At 36.0% G+C, this 16289-nt stretch carries 21 protein-coding genes; 9 read left to right on the forward strand and 12 right to left on the reverse strand.

Features of this window, described 5'->3' with window-relative positions; translation table 11 throughout:
- Window positions 1-185: 185 nt before the first annotated feature.
- Window positions 186-629, reverse strand: a complete 444-nt coding sequence (locus WAZ07_RS12600) for a hypothetical protein (RefSeq protein ID WP_336472727.1) — start codon at window positions 627-629, stop codon at window positions 186-188.
- A gap of 207 nt (window positions 630-836) precedes the next feature.
- Between WAZ07_RS12600 and WAZ07_RS12605 the strand changes: the two genes are divergently transcribed.
- The 3 genes from WAZ07_RS12605 to WAZ07_RS12615 all read left to right on the forward strand — a co-directional run bounded on the left by WAZ07_RS12605 (window position 837) and on the right by WAZ07_RS12615 (window position 2461).
- Complete coding sequence (locus WAZ07_RS12605) at window positions 837-1205, forward strand: hypothetical protein (protein ID WP_336472728.1); 369 nt, start codon at window positions 837-839, stop codon at window positions 1203-1205.
- Between the two features lie 20 nt (window positions 1206-1225).
- Complete coding sequence (locus WAZ07_RS12610; RefSeq protein ID WP_336472729.1) at window positions 1226-1570, forward strand: hypothetical protein; 345 nt, start codon at window positions 1226-1228, stop codon at window positions 1568-1570.
- A 141-nt stretch (window positions 1571-1711) separates the two neighbouring features.
- Complete coding sequence (locus WAZ07_RS12615; RefSeq protein ID WP_336472730.1) at window positions 1712-2461, forward strand: hypothetical protein; 750 nt, start codon at window positions 1712-1714, stop codon at window positions 2459-2461.
- A 187-nt stretch (window positions 2462-2648) separates the two neighbouring features.
- On the opposite strand, the gene WAZ07_RS12620 is transcribed toward WAZ07_RS12615, so the two are convergent.
- Entirely contained in the window at window positions 2649-3128 is a 480-nt protein-coding gene (locus WAZ07_RS12620; protein WP_336472731.1) for a glutathione peroxidase, read from the reverse strand.
- A gap of 213 nt (window positions 3129-3341) precedes the next feature.
- Between WAZ07_RS12620 and WAZ07_RS12625 the strand changes: the two genes are divergently transcribed.
- Complete coding sequence (locus WAZ07_RS12625; protein WP_170857689.1) at window positions 3342-3563, forward strand: DUF3925 family protein; 222 nt, start codon at window positions 3342-3344, stop codon at window positions 3561-3563.
- A gap of 88 nt (window positions 3564-3651) precedes the next feature.
- The gene (locus WAZ07_RS12630) at window positions 3652-4596 is read left to right on the forward strand and encodes an MBL fold metallo-hydrolase (protein ID WP_336472732.1); all 945 of its coding nucleotides are present in this window, start codon (window positions 3652-3654) and stop codon (window positions 4594-4596) included.
- Window positions 4597-4869: 273 nt separating this feature from the next.
- On the opposite strand, the gene WAZ07_RS12635 is transcribed toward WAZ07_RS12630, so the two are convergent.
- Complete coding sequence (locus tag WAZ07_RS12635) at window positions 4870-5553, reverse strand: DUF3600 domain-containing protein (RefSeq protein WP_336472733.1); 684 nt, start codon at window positions 5551-5553, stop codon at window positions 4870-4872.
- Window positions 5553-6128, reverse strand: coding sequence for a sigma-70 family RNA polymerase sigma factor (locus WAZ07_RS12640; RefSeq protein ID WP_336472734.1), 576 nt, complete (start codon window positions 6126-6128; stop codon window positions 5553-5555). Before WAZ07_RS12640 ends, WAZ07_RS12635 begins: the two co-directional genes overlap by 1 nt.
- A 184-nt stretch (window positions 6129-6312) precedes the next feature.
- Between WAZ07_RS12640 and WAZ07_RS12645 the strand changes: the two genes are divergently transcribed.
- A complete protein-coding gene (locus tag WAZ07_RS12645) occupies window positions 6313-7296 on the forward strand; it encodes a quinone oxidoreductase family protein (RefSeq protein ID WP_336472735.1) in 984 nt (327 codons plus the stop codon).
- Window positions 7297-7327: 31 nt separating this feature from the next.
- Window positions 7328-7948, forward strand: coding sequence for a hydrolase (locus WAZ07_RS12650; protein ID WP_336472736.1), 621 nt, complete (start codon window positions 7328-7330; stop codon window positions 7946-7948).
- Between the two features lie 426 nt (window positions 7949-8374).
- Here the strand turns inward: WAZ07_RS12650 and WAZ07_RS12655 are convergent, their stop codons facing one another.
- From WAZ07_RS12655 to WAZ07_RS12670, 4 genes are all read right to left on the reverse strand, one after another.
- Window positions 8375-9544 carry a DEAD/DEAH box helicase gene (locus WAZ07_RS12655; RefSeq protein WP_336472737.1) on the reverse strand — a complete coding sequence of 390 codons (1170 nt, stop codon included), beginning with the start codon at window positions 9542-9544 and terminating at the stop codon, window positions 8375-8377.
- A gap of 19 nt (window positions 9545-9563) precedes the next feature.
- Window positions 9564-10091, reverse strand: coding sequence for a hypothetical protein (locus WAZ07_RS12660; protein ID WP_336472738.1), 528 nt, complete (start codon window positions 10089-10091; stop codon window positions 9564-9566).
- Window positions 10092-10181: 90 nt separating this feature from the next.
- Window positions 10182-11870 carry a formate--tetrahydrofolate ligase gene (locus WAZ07_RS12665; RefSeq protein WP_090912618.1) on the reverse strand — a complete coding sequence of 563 codons (1689 nt, stop codon included), beginning with the start codon at window positions 11868-11870 and terminating at the stop codon, window positions 10182-10184.
- A gap of 129 nt (window positions 11871-11999) precedes the next feature.
- Window positions 12000-12680, reverse strand: coding sequence for a class I SAM-dependent methyltransferase (locus tag WAZ07_RS12670; protein WP_336472812.1), 681 nt, complete (start codon window positions 12678-12680; stop codon window positions 12000-12002).
- Window positions 12681-12890: 210 nt separating this feature from the next.
- On the opposite strand from WAZ07_RS12670, the gene WAZ07_RS12675 reads away from it, so the two are divergent.
- On the forward strand, window positions 12891-13229 hold the full coding sequence (locus WAZ07_RS12675) for a permease (RefSeq protein WP_090911835.1): 339 nt from the start codon (window positions 12891-12893) through the stop codon (window positions 13227-13229).
- A 117-nt stretch (window positions 13230-13346) separates the two neighbouring features.
- Here the strand turns inward: WAZ07_RS12675 and WAZ07_RS12680 are convergent, their stop codons facing one another.
- The 4 genes from WAZ07_RS12680 to ytfJ all read right to left on the reverse strand — a co-directional run bounded on the left by WAZ07_RS12680 (window position 13347) and on the right by ytfJ (window position 15360).
- On the reverse strand, window positions 13347-13559 hold the full coding sequence (locus WAZ07_RS12680; RefSeq protein WP_090911836.1) for a hypothetical protein: 213 nt from the start codon (window positions 13557-13559) through the stop codon (window positions 13347-13349).
- A gap of 68 nt (window positions 13560-13627) precedes the next feature.
- The gene (locus WAZ07_RS12685; protein WP_336472739.1) at window positions 13628-13948 is read right to left on the reverse strand and encodes a hypothetical protein; all 321 of its coding nucleotides are present in this window, start codon (window positions 13946-13948) and stop codon (window positions 13628-13630) included.
- 48 nt (window positions 13949-13996) lie between these two features.
- Window positions 13997-14773, reverse strand: a complete 777-nt coding sequence (locus WAZ07_RS12690) for an oxalate:formate antiporter (protein ID WP_336472740.1) — start codon at window positions 14771-14773, stop codon at window positions 13997-13999.
- Window positions 14774-14934: 161 nt separating this feature from the next.
- Window positions 14935-15360 (reverse strand): GerW family sporulation protein, encoded by a 426-nt coding sequence (ytfJ, locus tag WAZ07_RS12695; protein WP_336472741.1) that lies wholly within the window; start codon window positions 15358-15360, stop codon window positions 14935-14937.
- A gap of 130 nt (window positions 15361-15490) precedes the next feature.
- Here ytfJ and WAZ07_RS12700 point away from each other — a divergent pair, with 130 nt between their 5' ends.
- On the forward strand, window positions 15491-16276 hold the full coding sequence (locus WAZ07_RS12700; RefSeq protein ID WP_336472742.1) for a GNAT family N-acetyltransferase: 786 nt from the start codon (window positions 15491-15493) through the stop codon (window positions 16274-16276).
- The last annotated feature ends 13 nt before the right edge of the window (window positions 16277-16289 follow it).

The raw sequence follows: 16289 nt of genomic DNA on the forward strand, positions 1-16289 counted from the left end.
GGGGCGTGGGCGTCCTGCGTTTCTGAGCGAGCCGCTTCCGCTTTTCTAAAGAAGATAGGCGGGGGATAACTGCCCGTAAAAGCCCGATTGGGTGGGCTTTCCATCCGAGGGGGATGAAGAACCCCCCTCGGATGGAAGTTTCACTTTATTAGGATAGCCTTCATATTTCCTACTTAAAGCACAAGCTAAATCACTTCTTCTTCATCTAGTTTCTCAATCACTATCACTTCTCCATCTTTAAAACGAATCTTTCTAATATTTCTCCATAATATTGTCACTATCACTTTTTGCTTCTGTAGTACGCCGATAAAATCCGTACCTACTTCTTGAATCGTCCCAACAATGATTTCTTCCTCATTCCCATCACGGCGTATTGTCACTTCTATTACATTTCCTATATTTTTTAAAAGGCGGAAATTCAATCTATCCTTTAAACCATTAAAATTCAATGAGGACAATTCTTCACATACAGGATCTCTATTACCTATCGTTTTTTTTACTTGTGTCTCCATAACAATTGGAATTTTTATGTTTTGTTCTTTATATTCCAGGCTGTTCTGCTTTTGGACTACACTTGGAACAGTAAAATATGGACGTGATACCGCTGTTTTTTGTTTATTAATCCACAAAAGACAACATCTCCTTTCACTTATTCTCTTTAGCGTATGAAGAAGAAAAATAAAAGGACACACAAAGTAAATAGGGGGTATTTCACTTCAATGTAAATAAAAGTAAAATGATTCGCATAATAATAGATTGGTAGTTAAAATTCATAATGAAAGGGGGCATATGCGTCTGTTCTCCTGGTACATGCCACGAGATCTCACGCCATACATATGCAAAAAAACAATATAAAACATCAGCCCGGAAAACGAACAACTGAATCGGAAAATTCACAAAAGAAAAAAATCCCTTTAAAAAACAACACTACATTACCTGAAAACCAAGTATTTAGCGATCTATTAGGGAAAAATATTTTATTGACTACTCGCTCTGATCAGTTAAATATATTGGGCCAAACATTTCGTCCTATTTTTACTGGAAGTATTATAAGAGTATCAGACGGTTTCATTACACTTTATCCTGTCACAATTAAAATGAATAATGCACCATTTTTCCAATTTCCTACGCCTCTTAATTTTGCAATTGAGATGATTGCCTTCTTCTTACCATTTGACCCTAATACTCGCTTCCCAATCCCATAATAATAAAGGTGGTGTAAAAAATGAAGAATCAAGATCAAGTTAAAGGGCAAAGAACAATTTCTCCAGCTTGTAGAAGTGCAGTTAATAATCCTTTAATTAATGAATTACGTCGTGCCAATGTTACACAAGAATTTGAAAACCACATTGGTTCCCGAGTATTGATTCTAATTGCCCAGTTTCCATTTATGATTATCGGTACCATTTTAGAAATAAACGCAGACTACGCTTTTATTAAAATTGAAACAACTCATATTAATGAATTTGATAATATGACGGCACGTATACACATTGACAATATTGAAGTATTCTTTATTGAAGATGGAAGATTTGAAATTCCAAACATTCAACAAATATCAGGAAATTAATTCAAAAAGGCTATCCCTCTTATCAAGAGTAGGTGATAGCCTTTTTCAATTGCAATAGGTGAATGATGACACAGAATGTATGAAAAGCACATCTATTATACTAGCTACATTTTTTGATATGAAAGGAGCATTCTACAAACAATGAAAACGGACAACCGAAGCCAAATTTGGTTTCCAACTCATTTTGATGTCTCCCCCTGTCATCCATTATCTACTTGCTTTCCCAATGCCGCACCGGGCTTTCCTTCCCCTAACAGTTCACTTCCACAAGATGAATTAGATCAATTACAGACGTGCATTGAAGAGGCCAACAACTTACTTCATGTTATTTCAAATCCAAGAGATCCAGAAATCACAAGAGCTTTACAGCTGTTTCTCTTAACACTTCGCAATCTAGAAGTACAAGCAATTGTTGCATGTGACACTACAAAAGAAACACTGATAGGAACGTTAACAAATGCAGGAAAAGATTTTATTGAGTTAACTAACGAAAAACAAGAAAAATTACTAATTCCATATTTACAACTTTGTTTATTGAAGCGAAATCACAAACAAAAACCTACGTCGCAATCTTTCACATTTAATTTGACTCCACAACTGCGACAAGATTTAATACTACATTTTGGAAAAACAGTAGCGGCAAATCCAGTTTTAATTAATACTTTTTTTGGTATTTCTTTAGTACTTTACTTACAAAGATTTGTTAGAAAAAACATTATCATCCGACTGCAAAATGAAGAAGAACCTATACAAGGAATATTAATTGCTGTTCAGGAAGAAGATATTGATGATGATTTAAGGCCTCCAGCTAAAATAAAAGTAAAAGTTTCTAATAAAATTGTAGAGATAAATCTAGATGACGTATGTTTTATTTCCGTCTGTCCTCATTAATAGCACTCACGAACAATAGGAAATAAACTACCTAAGCATACATAATGGTAGTTTATTCCCTATTCACCTTATTTACTTTTTTTAGATTTACTCTTACATTTTATTCGACATTCATAACAAGAAAAGCCCTTGGTTTACCTAATATTCAATAGTGAATGAAGAAAATTCCACTGAGAAAAGTTTCACTTTATGAAAGTATTTTTTCAATCTCCCTCTCTAATTCTTCCGGCTTTTTCTGCGGCGCAAAACGCTCAATTACTTTTCCATCACGCCCTATTAAAAACTTCGTAAAGTTCCACTTTACCGCCTTCATGCCAAGTATGCCCGGTGCCTGCTCCGTCATATATTTATATAACGGATGCGCACTATCACCTTTTACATCAATTTTCGCAAACATCGGAAAAGATACACCGTAATTTAATTCACAAAAGCTTGTAATATCTTCTTCTGTCCCTGGTTCTTGTCCGCCAAATTGGTTGCATGGAAATCCAAGTATTTCAAAACCTTGTTCTTTATATTTTTCATACAAAGCTTGCAATCCTTTATATTGCGGTGTAAAACCACATTTGCTGGCAACATTCACAATTAATACTACTTTTCCTTCATATTCACATAACGACTTTTCTTCTTCTTTTATTGTTTTTGCAGAAAAATTATAAATTGTCATATTATATCGACTCCTTAAGTTCATACACGCCTATATATCCATCATAAAATGTATGGTGTACATTGTCTAATGAGAATGTTTTATTTTTGTTCAAAAAATCGTCACAATTAACTAGACATTTTACTTGGAAAGTTTTACAATAAAAGTGTGAACAAAATGTGACATTTTATCTTCTAAATTGTGACATTTCCAATTCCATTATTAAAAATAGGGATGGTGTTGATAATGAAAACTGCACAAAGTGAAAAGCTTTCTAATCGCGAATTTTATTTCGTACTATACATGATGATGTTACTTGTTTTAGGTTGGTTTATGGATGTTAACGGTATTTTCTTAAGCAAATATTTCACACTCGCAGGAATGATTACTGTTCCAGCAATCGGCGGTCTTGTCGGCTACTTTATTATGTCTCTTAGCAAACAACAAAATAACTAAACGTATTACATAAAGGCAGAAAACGATGTTTCGTTTTCTGCCTTTTCTTTTATAATAAAAGAATAATAAAATACAAGGAGTGATAAATTTGAAAAAAGTAGAAAAACTATCTTCACAGCTATACCTTATCGATGATTACGACTTACAACATGAACAACGTACAGGTACATATGTTTTACTTGGTGATGAGATTACGATAATTGAAACGTGCGCCGCACCTTCTCTTCCTTATCTATTAGATGGATTACAACAATTGAATATCCAACTGACCGATATAAAAAATATTATTGTTACACATGTTCATTTGGACCACGCTGGTGCTGCTGGCTTAATGATGGAAAAATGTCCAAATGCAACGCTGTTCGTTCATTCTAGGGGCGCTCGTCACATGATTGATCCGACAAAACTCATTCAAGGTGCAAAAGCTGTTTACGGTGATTCATTTGATACACTCTTTCATCCCATTTTACCTATTTCCGAAGAACGTGTTCACATCGTACAAGATGGTGAAACATTACAAATTGCCAAAAACCGGACACTGACATTCTACGATACACCTGGTCATGCGAAGCATCACATTAGCATTCATGATTCTTTAACAAATGGTATATTTACAGGCGATACGATTGGCATTTACTACCGTCAATTAGCTGAACTAGGTGTTGAACTTTATTTGCCAACAACATCTCCTACACAGTTTCAGCCTGAAGCTATGTTAGCTTCAAAAGACCGTATTCAAAATATGAATGTCGATTTTATTTATTTCGGTCATTACGGTGCTTCTTCTCATATTTCTGAAATTTGCAATCAGCTAGAACATTGGCTCCCGATCTTTGTTGAAGCAGGAGAGCAAGTGTTTCAACAAGAACAAAACTTTGAAAAAGCAAGCCAAGAGCTGTCCGATTTATTACTTGAAAAAGTATCATCACACCTTACCAACCAAGGCGTCCCAGCGTCGCATTCTATTTATGACTTGCTAAAACTCGATTTAGAAATCGGGGCTATGGGAATTATTGATTATTTGATAAAGTGAAACTTCCATCAGTGGAGAGTTTTTTCATCTCCCACTGATGGTTAGTTGAACCAATCGGGCTTTTATGGGCAGTTATCCCCCACTTATCTTCCTCGCTTCTCTCTAAATCTTGAGGTGGGGGTCTTACTGCCCGTTAATGCGGGATAAAACGAGAACAAACAGAAACAACTCCAAAATAAGGATTTTACTATCTTGACCAAAATATTTGTCGCTGTAACAAAACAGAGTCCATTTTTCTTGTCATGGACTCTGTTTTGAAGTTTATTCGATATGTTACTTTTGTACTTTTTCACTAACATAATTCATGAAATGATCTGCTTCTTGAAATTCTGCTTTATATTCTTCAGGAACCTCATCTATCGTTATTGGTTCACTTGATTTCATTTTCGCTTGTATTTTTTCACATGTCATTTGAGCATGTATATATTGCTTAAATTCTTCAGAAGTTAACACTTCTTTACTTGATTTCTCTCCGTTTAACTTATCAAAATACGGTTGAATTACCATTGAAGCCTTCATCATTTCCTCTTGTTTCTCTTGAGAAAGTTGATCGTAATCAATATTACCATTTGCATCTCCATACTTCATTTTTGCATCTAGTAGTCCTTTTAACAATGTTGTAAACTCTGTATACTCTTTGTCTCCCATTTCACCTTTTGCTTGCGATAACTTCGCATTTACATGCATATACCCTTGTAGTGTTGCATTTACAAAATGTTGCTTTACATTATCAAATGATCCATACACACCATCTGCCACAAGAGATTGATACGCAAAAGCACTCGTTGGAATAAGTAATGTTGCTGCTAACACACTCGTTATAAGACGTTTTTTCATTGTTTTCCCTCCGCGTTCTACGTTTATTTGATTCATTACTTTTTCTTTCAATTCCGGTGATGGTACAATTCCTTTTGCTTCTTCTTGCAAAGATTCTCTTACTTTGTATTCAAGACTCATTATGCATCCCCCACTTCTTTTAAAAGAATATTTCCTTCTCGCTCTTTTTGCCGTAATTTCTTTAAGGCTGCATGAATTCTCGATTTAACCGTTCCAACTGGTACATCTAAAATATTTGCTACTTCTTCTTGAGAGTAATCATGTAAATATCGCAGGATGATGACTTGTTTTAATTTATAAGGTAACTTATGTATCAAAGTAACAAGTTCTTGATTGGACAGTTTATTAACAAGATCATTAGAAAAATCAAATTCAATTGGTTTTCGCTGCTCTTCTGCTTTTTTCACAATCCGTAGACGCATCCATCTCTTTCTTCTATAAGAATGAATTTGTCTTACAGTAAGACCGATTAACCATGGCCGAAAAGGACGCCCTTGATCAAATTGACTAAGCGATTGATACAATTGCATATATATTTCCTGAACAACATCATCTACATCCGACTTTTCCTCTATCAAAAAATGGGCCGTCTTATACACATCTTCAATTGTTTTATCGTATAGTTCACTATATGCTTCCTGATTTCCTAATAACGTCTGCTCAATAAGATAACCATATTCGCTTTCTTTCTCCATCCTTACTCCCCTCCTCTCTTATGTCGTACACTATATATTGGCAAGAACAGAAAATTCCGTTCGATTTTTTTGAAATTAATTTTTCATAACGTTTTCTTATAACTCCTCATAACCATTATATAATTTTCCAAATTATGATGGCCTTTTATAATAAACTATAGAATCTACTTTAGGAGGACAGATCATGAAAGCAATTGTTGTAACTGCCTTTGGAGGCCCTGAAATGATGAAATATATAGACATAGCTATGCCGTCTATTAACGCGAATCAAGTTTTAATTCGCGTTGTCGCAACAAGTGTGAACTTTGCTGATATTAAATCTCGATATGGAAAAAAAGGAACCGGAAATCTTCCTTTTATACCTGGTATAGATGCTGCTGGAATCGTGGAACAGGTCGGATCTAACGTAACGAATATTAAAGTGGGACAGCGCGTTATTGCTTTTCCATTAAACGGATCGTATGCCGAATATGTTGTAGCAAATGAAGAACTTACTTTTGTATTACCAGACGAAATTGATTTTGAAACTGCTGCGGCTTGTCCAATTGTTGCGTTTACAAGTTATACACTGCTAGCAAATATTGCAAGGTTACAACAAGGCGAAACTGTACTGATCCATGCCGCTGCAGGAGGAATTGGCACAACAGCTATTCAACTCGCTAACATTTTAGGTGCTGGAAAAGTCATTGGAACAGTTGGAAATAAAGAAAAAAAGAAAATCGCTTTAGAAGCCGGGGCAGATTATGTTATTTGTTATAAGGAAGCAGATTTTGTACATAAAGTGAATGAGATTACGAATGGAGAAGGTGCAGACGTTATATTGGATTCTATTTCCGGTACCATATCAGAACAAAGCTTGCAATGTCTTGCTTTCTATGGGCGCCTTGTCCATTTTGGAAATGCAAGCGGTGCTATCGGAACATTTCAAACAAAAGATTTACATGCAAGCTGCCGATCTGTTCTTGGCTTTAGCTTTGGAACAACTCGAAAAAAACGCCCTCATCTGCTCCAACATACTGCTGAGGAAATATTTCCTCTTTTAAGCAATGGCAATTTACAAATTAAAATCGGAAAACGTTTTTCACTTGATGATGCAGGGAAAGCACATGAATGGGTCGAAAGTAGACAAAGTACCGGAAAAGTTTTATTAAATGTTCAGCCAACATAACATGATTCTCTTTCAAGCGGAGGTACCTTTCATGGGATCAAGAATTATGCATGTAATTATAGCGAATTTGGTTGCAAAAAAATTAGAGATTCCAGACAAAACTTCTTTCCTACTCGGAGGAATTGCGGCAGATGCAGTTCATTCAAAAGAGGAAAAAGAAATATCGCACTTTTATAAAGGCACAGTAAAGAATTATACAAGAAAAATTGATTATGAAGCATTCCTACATAAATATAAGGCGTACAAAGATTCTCCTTTCATATTAGGATATTACACACATCTCGTTGCTGATGATATATGGCTGCAAGGCTTCTATCTTCCCTGGCTCAAAAATCGAATCGATCATGATCCTAATATCCTTTCTTTGTACCATCACGACTTTAAGATTTTAAACGGAAAGTTGCTACATTATTATGATAGGGATAAGAACTTATTTCATATCTTAAATATGAACGCGAATTTGATAGGTATTGAGGAAGTACCAGGGGAACACATCCATTCTTTTAAATCATTAGTTTTTGAAGATATGCTGTACTCACAGCAAGATTTATATGAGCCTCTACAAGTATTTACAATGAATCAAATTATTGGTTATATAGAAACTTCTCTTCATAAGAGTGTGTTTTATTTAGAACAGCTGCATATTACCTGATAAAGAAAAGCCGTGGCTACATCATATTCGTAGCTACGGCTTTTCTCCCGCTATTTGTAGACAGTAAGACTCCCATCTAAAAATTCAGTGAAAGCATTGTCCAGTTCCAGTGGCTAGAATGTTCGGTGGCTTCACTTCTTCCTACGAGGTAAAATACACCTCTACGTCAGAAGCTCCATCCCCCTCACATTCTGGACGAGCCACTTCCACTTTTCTTCATTGTCCAGCTCTAGCGGCTAGAATCTCCGCTCGTTCCGCCCCCTCGGAAGAGGCAAAAAGCGCCTCTCCGCCCTGTGCGTCCTGCGATTCTGAGCGAGCCGCTTCCGCTTTTCTTAAGAAGTTAGGTAGGATATAAACTGCCCGTAAAAGCCCGATTGGTTGGGCTAAAAATCAGTGGAGGGACCCCCCACTGATTAAAGTTTCACTTTATCTAGGCTTTTTCTTCCCAGTGAATGCTGGTTTCTTTTTCTTTGGTTCTTTCGGTTTCGATTCAACAAACGATCCTTTAAACATTTCTTGTTTTTTAAACTGAATGCCTAGCTTCTTTGCAAATTGAAGTAACTTCTTCTCTTCTTGTGGTGTTACAAGCGAAACGACTGTTCCTTCTTTTCCCATACGTCCTGTACGCCCTGAACGATGAATATATTGATCAAGTGTATCCGGTAATTCTAAATGAATAACATGTGTTAAATCATCAATATCTAATCCGCGTGCTGCAATATCTGTCGCTAACAAGATTTCTACTTTTCCTTGACGGAATGCACGCATTGTTGCTTCACGTTCTTGTTTGCTTGCTTCTGCATGAAGAGCCGCCGCTTTCATCTTACGGAATTTCAATTTTTCAGCAATTTCATCTAAACGGAACGGATCATTTAAGAAAGCAACTGCTTTTACATTGCCAGTATGCATAATTCTTCTCACGTAATCGTTTTTTTCACGTCTTTCACAAACAATATACGTATGTTCCACTAAACTTTTTGTTTCCGCACGTTTAATGCGAACCAATTCTGGTTCAACCGCAAAATCACGCGCTACTTCTTCTGCATCTTTTGTCATTGTTGCTGAGAAAAATACGACTTGACGATCACGCATTGTCGATTTAATTACATCGGCCACGGCATCAATCATCTTTTGTTTTACAATTTGATCAAACTCATCAAATACAATCGTTTTCACTTCATGCATTTTCAATTTCTTCATACGGATTAGTTCTAAAATACGTCCAGGTGACCCAACGATTACTCGCGGATGCTTCTTTAGCTTCTCTACTTGACGCTTAATATCTGCACCGCCGATTAAAGATGCACCTGAAATCTCAGTACCTGCCGTAAACTTTTGTACTTCTTCATGAATTTGCATCACAAGTTCACGTGTTGGTGCTAAAATAACCACTTGAGGTTGTTTCACTTCAGGGTTAATTTTATGTAAAAGTGGTAATAAATACGCTAATGTTTTACCTGTTCCTGTTGGAGATTCAGCAATAACGTCTTGTCCTTCTAAAATCGTTGGAATAGCTTGCTTTTGAATTTCAGTAAACTCTTTAAAACCAGCCTTCTCCCAAGCTTGTTGCAAAAATGGTTGCATCTCTTTTATCATTTCTTTTTCTCCTTTATCTCTATTTTTGAAGAAATTGTTGTATTATTCGCATCGTTTCTATCATATGAGAAATAACAGTTATTAAGTCATCAACATGGTCTTCTGTAATCGCTTTTTGAAATAAGATGTCTACTTTATTATGATATGAAATCGCTTGCTTATTATATTCGTATGAAATTTGCTGCGTAATCATTCGTTCTTTTCCCCATATGGATTGTAGCAACGCTTCGATTTCTTGGCAATCTTTTTCTGGATACCCCATAGGAAATGCAAAGAAAAGTTTCATTTCACAGCCAGGAACAAAATTTGGTACCGCTAATATCTCACCTGATAAATTCTTTGCATCAACTGATAATAAAAACGTCGCTTCCACTAATGGCTCTATATATTCTGTGAGCTGAAACGAAATGGTATATGTACGACTAAATGATGCCAGATCCATTATATCCTTTCGATTCGTTACAACGATATCAGCATGTAGATCAAAATCATATACAGCTCCTTCAACGACAACTTTTAAATTTTCAAAAGCAGTTGGATCAAACATATATTCCTCCAAAAAACAAGCGCCTTTCCATCGAAAGGCGCCGTATGATGTACGTATAGTTTACCGATAAAAGAGAAGAAATACAACCTTTTAGAATAAACCTACTGCTTTTCCATCTTCATTTACGTCCATTTGCAAAGCAGCTGGTTTCTTTGGAAGGCCTGGCATTGTTAACATTGTTCCTGTTAATGCGACGATAAAGCCAGCACCAATAGATGGTTTAAATTCTCGAATTGTCACAATAAAGTCAGATGGACGTCCTAGTTTTGTTGGATCATCAGAAAGAGAATATTGTGTTTTTGCCATACAAATTGGTAAGTTACCCCAACCTTCTGCTGCAAATTGCGTTAATTGTTTGCGAGCTTTTGGCGCAAATTCAATATCTTTTGCACCGTATACCTTTTGAGCAATTGTACGAATTTTCTCTTCTAACGGAAGCTCTAAATCATATAAAGGTGCGTATGTATTCTCACCTTTTTCAATTACTTTTAATACTTTCTCTGCCAGGTCAACACCGCCTTGACCGCCTTTTTCCCATACTTCCGTTAAAGATACTTCGTAACCGCGCTCATTGCACCACTCTTGTAAGTATACAACTTCTTTATCTGTATCTGTAATGAACTTGTTAATTGCGATAACAAATGGAACACCGAATGCTTGAATTGTTTCAACATGTTTTTGTAAGTTTTCCATACCTTTTGCTAACGCATCAACATTCTCTTCTTTTAATCCATCTTTCGCTACGCCGCCATGCATTTTAAGGGCACGAATTGTTGCAACAATAACAACTGCTTCTGGTTTGATTCCTGCTGCACGTGCTTTAATATCTAAGAATTTCTCAGCACCTAAATCCGCACCAAAGCCAGATTCCGTAATCACATAATCACCTAATTTTGCTGCCATTTTCGTTGCGATTACACTGTTACAGCCGTGTGCAATGTTAGCAAATGGGCCGCCATGAATGATTGCTGGTGTATTTTCTAACGTTTGTACTAAATTTGGTTTTAACGCATCTTTCAATAACAGTGTTAATGCACCTTCTACACCTAAATCTTTTACTGTTACAGGTTCGTTATCCATGTTATAAGCTACAACAATACGTGCTAAACGTCCTTTTAAGTCTTGTACATCTGTCGCTAAGCAGAATACAGCCATAATTTCAGATGCAACTGTAATATCAAAGCCGTCTTCACGCGGCACACCTTGCACTGGTCCGCCAAGGCCGATTACAACATTGCGAAGTGCACGATCATTTAAATCTACACAACGTTTCCATACGATTTTACGCGTATCGATACGCAAATCATTTCCTTGTTGAATGTGATTGTCAATAAATGCTGCAAGTGCATTATTTGCAGTTGTAATCGCATGAATGTCACCTGTAAAGTGAAGATTAATATCTTCCATTGGTACAACTTGCGAGTAACCTCCGCCTGCTGCACCGCCTTTTAATCCCATAGTTGGTCCAAGAGATGGTTCACGAAGCGCAATCACTGCTTTTTTACCGATTTTATTAAACGCTTGTCCTAAACCAACTGTTACCGTTGATTTTCCTTCCCCTGCTGGAGTAGGGTTAATTGCTGTAACTAGTACAACTTTTCCATCTTCTTCTCCTTGTAAGCGTTTAAAAATATCAAGAGATAGTTTCCCTTTATAATGACCGTACGGCTCTAATTCTTCTTCTAAAATGTTTAATTCTGCTGCAATCTCTTGAATTTTCTTCATACTTGCTTCTTGTGCAATTTCAATATCAGATTTTACTGTAGTAGTTGCTGCCATATTCCCTAGTCCCCCTTTAATTGTTTCTGAAAATATTGTATCAGTTTTTTGTATTTTCCGCACTTATAATCCACCTTTACAATAAAACTTCTATCCGTAAGGATTATTGCCCATTAGTAGCAAGAAAAGTTACTTCTTTTGAAACATAAATACCCACATAAATGTTAAAGCTTGCTGCAATTCAAGGGGAAGTTGTCCAATCATCTTTTCGTTTACCCCTCGTTTATATACTCCCATTCCATCTACCAAATATAACCCCTGCTCCTGTGCAAGTTTTTGAAACTCCCATGGCATCATTGTGTTACAAATGACATTTTTTCCATATAAACGCGGATAGCTATTCTCACGTGGTTTTGCAGTTGGTCCTAAAATAGCAATACAGGCAAAACCTTCTTTTCCTAACACTCGCTTTATTTCTTGTAACGCTTCAAGAGGTGCTTCGGTCCATTCTAATGAATTTACCGCTAACACGGAGGCAAACTCCCCATCTTGAAACGGCAACGAAGTAAGATCGCCCACTATAAATGATAAATTAGAATGTTCACCTCGACTTTTCCCTTTTTCAATCATTTGCTCCGATAAGTCGACACCACAAGCTTTGTAACCAGCTTTACTTAGTTTGTATGTACCATATCCATCCCCGCACCCTACATCAAGAACGGTTTCTCCGCTTCGTATATATTTTTGGAAAAACGGAATAATTGTACTGCGGCTACCATTATCCCACATTTCTTGACTATTTTGACTCCAGAAATCCGCATTATCATCCCATTTTTGCTGCGCTGCTTCATGCCAATTAAACTTCATTATTTTTCTCCTACCTTTCCATTTTACATCTATGTAAAAGTCATTCTACACCATTTTACATTTTTCCTGTTTATTCTTAAGAAGAGATGGATAATATAGCAACAGATAATTGTTTCTCCATTTTTTTCTTTAGTTGTATATAAATAATAAGCATGTTTTCTTATTTAATAAAAAATACTAAGCATACCCTAATTCGAAAGAGAGGGACATTCCTTGCCGAAAAAACGAACACATCATCTAAAAAGCGGAGAAAAACAGGAAGAATATGCAATAGAAATTACCCCTCAGCGACTTCCAATTAGACGTCGTCGTAAAGAAATTCATAAAGAAGAAGAGCGGACGGACATCGGTAACATTGTTGGATACGTTGCATTATTTCTCTCCTTATTTTCAATTGCTTTCTATCCCATTACACTTGGATCGCTTTCCATTTTAATTGGACTTCTTGCTGTTCATTACGAAGCAAAAACACTGGGATATACAGCCATTGGTTTTGGAGGATTTTCTTTACTGTTCAGTTTATTATATCCGTTCTTCTTATCAGCACTTTAAAAAACACTTGTTTGATACAAACTATTTACACACCAAGAAAAAGGAGTGAATCTGCCACTCCTTTTTCTTATGTAAGGGATGCAACAATTGTTACATCCCTTATGCGCCAGGTGCATATTAACGAAATAACATCACATAACCGCAGCTACTACAATGATAAGCAGTAATTTCTTGAAACACTGGATAATTCTCCTCATCTCGCTGTTCAATAAATACTTTTTCAAAGCGATACATATTCGGTGCATATGCCCAGTCTTGTTTTGTACGAGCATATAAGGTGGACGAAAAAAAATCTTCTCCCCCGCAAACCATGCAAATCTTATTCACCATAACTCCCCCCTAAGCTTGTCTTATCCTAACTATATGAAAGAGAGTACAAAAAAAAGACCTTCTACATTTTAGAAAGTCTTTTCAGAGGAAAAGAGAAACATGCCGAATATCCCAACAGCGCTATACGTCTTCTTTATCTTTGTTTCTGTTTGAAACGTCTGCTCTATCTTTATAAAAAATACGCCGTTTCGAACATCCTTACTAACAAACTCCATTTTCTCTTCTTTTTGATCTTTTTTCTGCGTACAATTAAAATCTACTTCATTACACACAATTGAATATTTGTCTTCTAAATGCTTTTGAAAATCCGCTTCTTTCGGACATGTTAATAGCATGATTGCGACAAGTACAATACTACTAATACCTACTATAATAAAATTCTTCTCCATTTTATCTCCTTTCAAAAAAGAAAACTTGACTCATATCGTCAAGTTCTCTTAATTCATTATCCACTGCCACTCTTGCTCTTTCTTATCAAAGATAAGCCATCCTGTTTTAGAAGCTTCACTTTTCAAATCTTCTAAACCATCTAGGACTTCATTTGTACTTTCATACGAACCGATGACATAAACAGGAATCTCTAAACCGCGTCTTGATTCTATTTTTCCGGCTAAATCTAAGTATAAGCCATCTTCCATAAATGGCAGAAGTTCAAGAATAACCTCTTTTGAAATTGCTGGATAAATTTTCGATTTTTGAAAGAATGCGAATCGTTTTTTTCCAAATGAGCCAAGTTTATAAGGAATTACCTTACTAAGCATGCCAATAAATTCCTGCATTCTTCGATAGTACACTTTATTATACCATCCGTCATCGTGAGAAAGATAAACAAATCTATTTTTCAAAAGCGGGAAAAAAGCCTTCCCAAGCGGTTCCTTTTTGTGCGCCAAATAAAGCAATTCTGCAATTTCTTTTGGCGCCAATTCATCCAAGTCATTTACATCATCAAAATCAATCCAACAAAATTCCTCAAACTCCTCGACATCTGCTGAAATTAATTTATGTATATTCTCTTCTTCTACATATTCGAATAAAGTATGATAATGAAAATCCGTCCATTCAAAACTATGCTTTAAAAGCAGCATTTGATGAAGCGGTGAAGGAATATTGTTTGCAAACTCCTCAAACGTAATTCCAGATGTGATAAAACAATGATTGCGACGATTACCATTAATATAAATCATATTTTTGATTTGGTCAGATCCTCCAGACAAAGCACCTAGCCACCTTCGTTTTATATGTTTCAATACTATAGGATATTTTATCACGAAAATTTTTAGAAATATAGAAAAAACTACAAAAACTATTTACATTTTTATGAGTTTTATTACATCTCCATTACAAGAAAAAATGCCTGTTTATAAACAGGCATTTTTCATGCGATTTCATCTGGATTTTTTGGATAATGTGAATGGTCTTGCTTTTTATTATTTTGAAACATCGACTGAATTTTATCGATGGTTTGCGGTGCAAGTTCAATTACTTTCTCTGCCAGATGCGTTGCATTTTGTAAATGAAGAATATTTACGCCATCCTTATTTACAACAAGAAAAGCCACCGGTGTAATAGAAACTCCACCAGCACTACCACCACCAAATGCAGGATGACCTTGTACCTTTTGTACATCATTTGCTGAAAAATCTGATCCACCTGCGCCAAAACCAAACGCTACCTTTGAAACAGTTAATACAATGCCGCCATCAGCTGTTTGAACAGGCTCACCGACAATTGTATTTACATCAACCATTTCTTTCAAATTTTCCATAGCTGCTTTCATCAGCCCTTGAATTGGATGATCCACCGTTCATAACCTCCTTTTTCATATCCTTCCTAGTTTTTCCTAAACATTGTGAACTAAACATACATTTTTTGTTGATTTTCAAAATAATACATACTAATATTTAGAAAATACAAAAAAAGGGGGAGCAAACATGATTCGTAAGTTAACAGAACAAGATCATGAACAAGTAATTTCGTTCCTAAAGAAAGAAGCTGCATTTAATTTATTCTTAATTGGTGATATTGAGGCATTTGGATATGATCAAGACTTTCAAGAACTATGGGGGCAATTTACAATAGAAAATGAATTACACGCTGTCTTATTGCGTTTCCATGATTCCTTTATTACTTATTTTGGAAATTCATTCCAGCCAGAAGCATTCATGAATCAATTCATTAACTATGACCATATTAAACTCTCTGGAAAATCAGAGGTTGTCGAACAGTTTGAAAATCTCACTAACTTAAAACTTGGTAAAAAACTGCACACATACTTTTGTGAGTGCACAGTTGAAACACAGTTAGTCAAAGATACAAGCAAAGAGGATATAAAAATAGCAACTGCCTTGGACGTAGATCGTATTATGCATTTACGAAAACAAATAACTGAATTTGAACTGGCAGACAATAGCGGAAAACTCCTGCGCCAAGCAATTGAAACAAATACAGGCCGGACATATTACATAGAGAAAAATGGAGAAATTATTGCATGTGCATCCACATCTGCTGAAAATTCATTATCTGCCATGGTTGTAGGGGTATGTACACACCCAAATTACCGCGGAAACAGATATGCTTCGCAAATCGTAAGTAAAATGATTCAAGATTTCATCGCGGAAGGAAGAACGCTTTGTTTATTTTACAGCAACCCTGCTGCTGGACGAATTTATAAACGCTTAGGCTTTGAGGATATTGGAACTTGGACGATGTATCGCTAAAACGAAACTGCCA

This window comes from Bacillus bruguierae (genome assembly GCF_037104725.1).
In the GTDB taxonomy this organism is placed as follows: Bacteria; Bacillota; Bacilli; order Bacillales; family Bacillaceae_G; genus Bacillus_A; species Bacillus_A bruguierae.